The sequence below is a fragment of the Kitasatospora sp. MY 5-36 genome (assembly GCF_001182915.1).
Taxonomy (GTDB): domain Bacteria; phylum Actinomycetota; class Actinomycetes; order Streptomycetales; family Streptomycetaceae; genus Kitasatospora.
Genome location: NZ_LFVW01000926.1, coordinates 1 through 3224 on the forward strand (window position 1 = coordinate 1; position 3224 = coordinate 3224).

5 protein-coding genes are annotated in these 3224 nt (G+C 74.5%); 3 read left to right on the forward strand and 2 right to left on the reverse strand.

Annotated features, from left to right (window positions below):
• Positions 1-119 precede the first annotated feature (119 nt).
• Positions 120-671, reverse strand: coding sequence for a hypothetical protein (locus AE652_RS45780; RefSeq protein ID WP_049660000.1), 552 nt, complete (start codon positions 669-671; stop codon positions 120-122).
• Positions 672-949: 278 nt separating this feature from the next.
• Between AE652_RS45780 and AE652_RS38310 the strand changes: the two genes are divergently transcribed.
• The 3 genes from AE652_RS38310 (at position 950) to AE652_RS38315 (ending at position 2624) form a co-directional block, all read left to right on the forward strand.
• Positions 950-1681: a DUF4232 domain-containing protein gene (locus AE652_RS38310; RefSeq protein ID WP_049660002.1), complete on the forward strand. Its 732-nt coding sequence runs from the start codon at positions 950-952 to the stop codon at positions 1679-1681.
• Between the two features lie 74 nt (positions 1682-1755).
• Positions 1756-1896: a hypothetical protein gene (locus tag AE652_RS46955; protein WP_158077722.1), complete on the forward strand. Its 141-nt coding sequence runs from the start codon at positions 1756-1758 to the stop codon at positions 1894-1896.
• 236 nt (positions 1897-2132) lie between these two features.
• Positions 2133-2624: a glycosyltransferase gene (locus AE652_RS38315; protein ID WP_234348692.1), complete on the forward strand. Its 492-nt coding sequence runs from the start codon at positions 2133-2135 to the stop codon at positions 2622-2624.
• Between the two features lie 161 nt (positions 2625-2785).
• Here the strand turns inward: AE652_RS38315 and AE652_RS38320 are convergent.
• The coding region (locus tag AE652_RS38320; RefSeq protein ID WP_049660003.1) for a DUF2690 domain-containing protein at positions 2786-3224 on the reverse strand (439 nt) is incomplete at its 5' end.

Sequence of the window (3224 nt, forward strand, 5' to 3'; positions counted from 1 at the left end):
TGTCGGGCAAGCGGTCACCGGCCCCCTGACCCCGTCCTCCGGGAGGGAGACGCGCCGCGGACGCCCGGCAGCGGGCAGCGCGGCTCGTCCACGGCAGCGCGGCCACGGCTCCGGCGAGGTCAGCGGTCGAGGGCCCACAGGTCGTCATCGCACAGGCCGGTCCGGCAGCACACGGGCAGCCAGTCGGCCGCGAGCTCCCGGACACGGTGCAGGCGAGCCCTGTCGGGCTCCACCACCGTGAGGATCTCGAAGGCGGTGCCCGCCCCGACGAGGGACCGATTCGCCATCACCTCCCCGTAGAGCAGCCAGAGACCTTGCGCGGCAACGTTTCTGCACAGCTCCGGAAGATCGAGTCCTCGTCGGGCGGACTCCGCGTCCGTGCCCTCGCCCGCCACCAGGCACTGAAGGAGCTGGAGGAAGCGCGCGCGGGCCGCCGGTGCGACGTCATCGGCCAGTGCCGCCAGCGCAACGGACGCCACCGCGGGAGCCGGCTCCCACAGGACGACCGGGGACCAGACATGCCATTCGAGGTCGACCTGGCCCGGCTCCGCCCCGGATCCCCCGCCCGCGAGCCGCAGCAGATCCCGGGCCAGGTGCTCCGCCGAACCGCCGCAGCCGCACAGCATGCCCTTCCAGTCCTGCCGGGCTGTCTCCATCTCGACCAGTCGCATAGCTCCCACACCCTAGACGCACTCGCGAGGCCCGACGACACGCGGGGCGCCTCGGCCCCGTGCCCTCCGGCAGCCGCCCCGTCCGTCCTCTCGCCCGTCCCCTCCGCGTCCCATTCCGGCGTTCCAGGCCGGCCTCGTTCCCGCTGGTCAGAGCCCCCTTCGCCGTCCCACCCTCCCTGGTGCGGCGCCAGACGTGGCGGCTGGGACGGACCGTCGCGCAGGCTTCGGCCGTCCGACCGACGCAGCACCCGAGCCCATGCCGAAAGGGGCGCGACCACATGTCCGTCCGTACCTCCCGCACCCGTCTGGTCAGCGCCGCCGCGAGCCTCGTGGTCGCCGCCTTCTCGCTCACCGCGTGCAACGACAGCGGGGTCATCGATACGGCGACCGGGCCCTCGCTCAGGGCTGCGGCGCCCGCCGCTGCGGCGGATTCCTCGACCTCCACGGCCCCGTCCGCCGACGCCGGTGGCACCACCGGTTCCGCCAGTCAGGAGCCGGCCGCCGCACCCCGGCCCACCGCCCCGAAGCCCGCCACCGGCACCCCGACGCCGAAGACCCCCGCCGCCCCCGCGGCCGCCAAGCCGGCCACCTGCGAAGGCTCCAACACCGCGACCACGGCCGCCCCGCTGAACCGCCCTGTGAACCACCTGCTGCTCACGGTCACCAACACCGGCTCCGGCACCTGCTACCTCTACGGCTACCCGGCCGTCCGCTTCGGCGAGGCCCAGTCCGTACCCCCCGTCATCACCGACTCGAAGCCGCAGGCCGTCGTCACCCTCCAGCCCGGCAAGTCCGGCTACGCCTCCGTGAACCTGTCCTCCACCGACGGCACCGACGGCTCGAACGGCCACACCGTGAACTCCCTGACCGTCTACTTCCACGGCCCCTCCGGCAACGAGAGCGTCGGCACCGGGGCCCACCCGTCGCTGCCCGCGGAGGGCGCCTACGTGGACGACTCCCTCAAGGTCGGCTACTGGCAGCAGTCGCTGGACGACGCCGTCTCCTGGTGACCCGGGCTCCCTCCGACAAGCCGACAGCACCCTCCGAAAGACCGACAGCGCCCTCCGAAAGCAGGCACACCAGCATGCGCAGCACGCCCCGCAGGATCGCCCGGCTCCTGGTCGCCTACGGCGGCGCGGCCTTCCAGGTCCTCGTCCTGGGCCGTCAGGACGGTCCGGGCCCGGTCCCGTCGCGGAAGCCGCCGTCACCCGGTGCCGGTTCCTGACGCCCCGTCGCAACCCGCCGACCTCGGCAAGCGGGCCCGGATTCCGCGCGCCCGCAGAACGCTGCTTGGAGTCCCCATGGCCCTACGGATAGCCGTCACCGCCGAGCCGATACCGTCGCACGTGTCCGCGCTCGACTTCGTCATCGGCCCGCGCGGTCCGGCGCACCGTCGCGGCGTTCCGGACCACCGCCCCCGAGCGGCCGGACCGTCCCGCCTCCTCCCGCCCGCTCGTCTACGTGAGCCTCGGCACCCTGACCACCGCGATGTCCGGTCTGCGCGGCGTCGTGAGGAGCGTGTACCGGGAGGTCATGGCCGCCCTCTCCGCGACCGGCTGCGAGGCGATCGTGTCCGCCGGACACCTCGCGCGGGACCTGCCGAGCGCGGACCCCCGCATCACGGTCGTCGAGCACGTCCCGCAGCCCGCGCTCCTCCGTCAGGTGGATCTGTTCGTGACGCACGGCGGGCGGGCCTCCCTGCTCGACGCGGTGCAGGCGACGACACCCGTCCTGGGCCTGGGCGTCGTCGCCGACCAGCCCGGCAACACCACCGCGTTCGCCGGGCACGGCCTCGGCCGCGCGCTGGAACTCACAGCGACGCGCGACGAGATCGCCGACACCGTCACGGCCCTCCTCGCCGACTCCCGCTACGCCGCCGCCATGGCCGCCGCCGACGCCGAGCTGTCACGGCTACCACCGCTGGACCTCACGGAACTGCGGGCCTGTGTGTGACCTGTGGGCCTCAGCACGCCGCGCGCTGCGGGGACGACGCCTGGACCTCGTATCCCCGGATCGCGAGGGGGAGTACGCCGGATCCGTTCGTCCTTGACGGGCGGTCACCGTCGGCTTCCGCCCGAGCGGCTCGCCGACCCGGCTGTGCCCGCTCTCCCGCGTCATCCCGTGGGGGCTTCCCGGGGTGCGGCGCAGACGGTGCCCCGGTTGTCGACGACGGCGCAGGCGCGGGCGTCGGCGGGGCGGGCGGCGCGGACCATCTTGCTGTGGGCGTCGTGGCCGGACTGCTGGCGGTACTCCTCCTGCTCGGGCGGGGTGCCGAAGACCTGGACGCGGTCGCCGGGGGAGCCGCCGCTCATCTTGGCCCAGGCGGCGTGGCAGGAGGGGCTGTAGCGCAGTTCGATCAGGACGCCGAAGTCGCGGTCGGCCGCGGCGGTGGCGGCGTCGCGGTCGCAGACGGTGCCGACCGGGTCGACGTGCAGGCAGGACGCCCCGTCGCAGGAGGCGGCCGCCGTGGGTGCGGGCATCGCCTGCGGGGCGGGCGCGACGGTGGCGCCGGTGTCCGGGCCCGCCAGGGTGTAGAGGAGTGCGCCGGCGGCG

Excerpts from the sequence above, each read along its gene's own strand:
- AE652_RS46955 (WP_158077722.1), top strand. The coding sequence starts at position 1,756 with ATGCGCAGCACGCCCCGCAGGATCGCCCGGCTCCTGGTCGCCTACGGC.
- AE652_RS45780 (WP_049660000.1), bottom strand. The coding sequence starts at position 671 with ATGCGACTGGTCGAGATGGAGACAGCCCGGCAGGACTGGAAGGGCATG.
- AE652_RS38310 (WP_049660002.1), top strand. The coding sequence starts at position 950 with ATGTCCGTCCGTACCTCCCGCACCCGTCTGGTCAGCGCCGCCGCGAGC.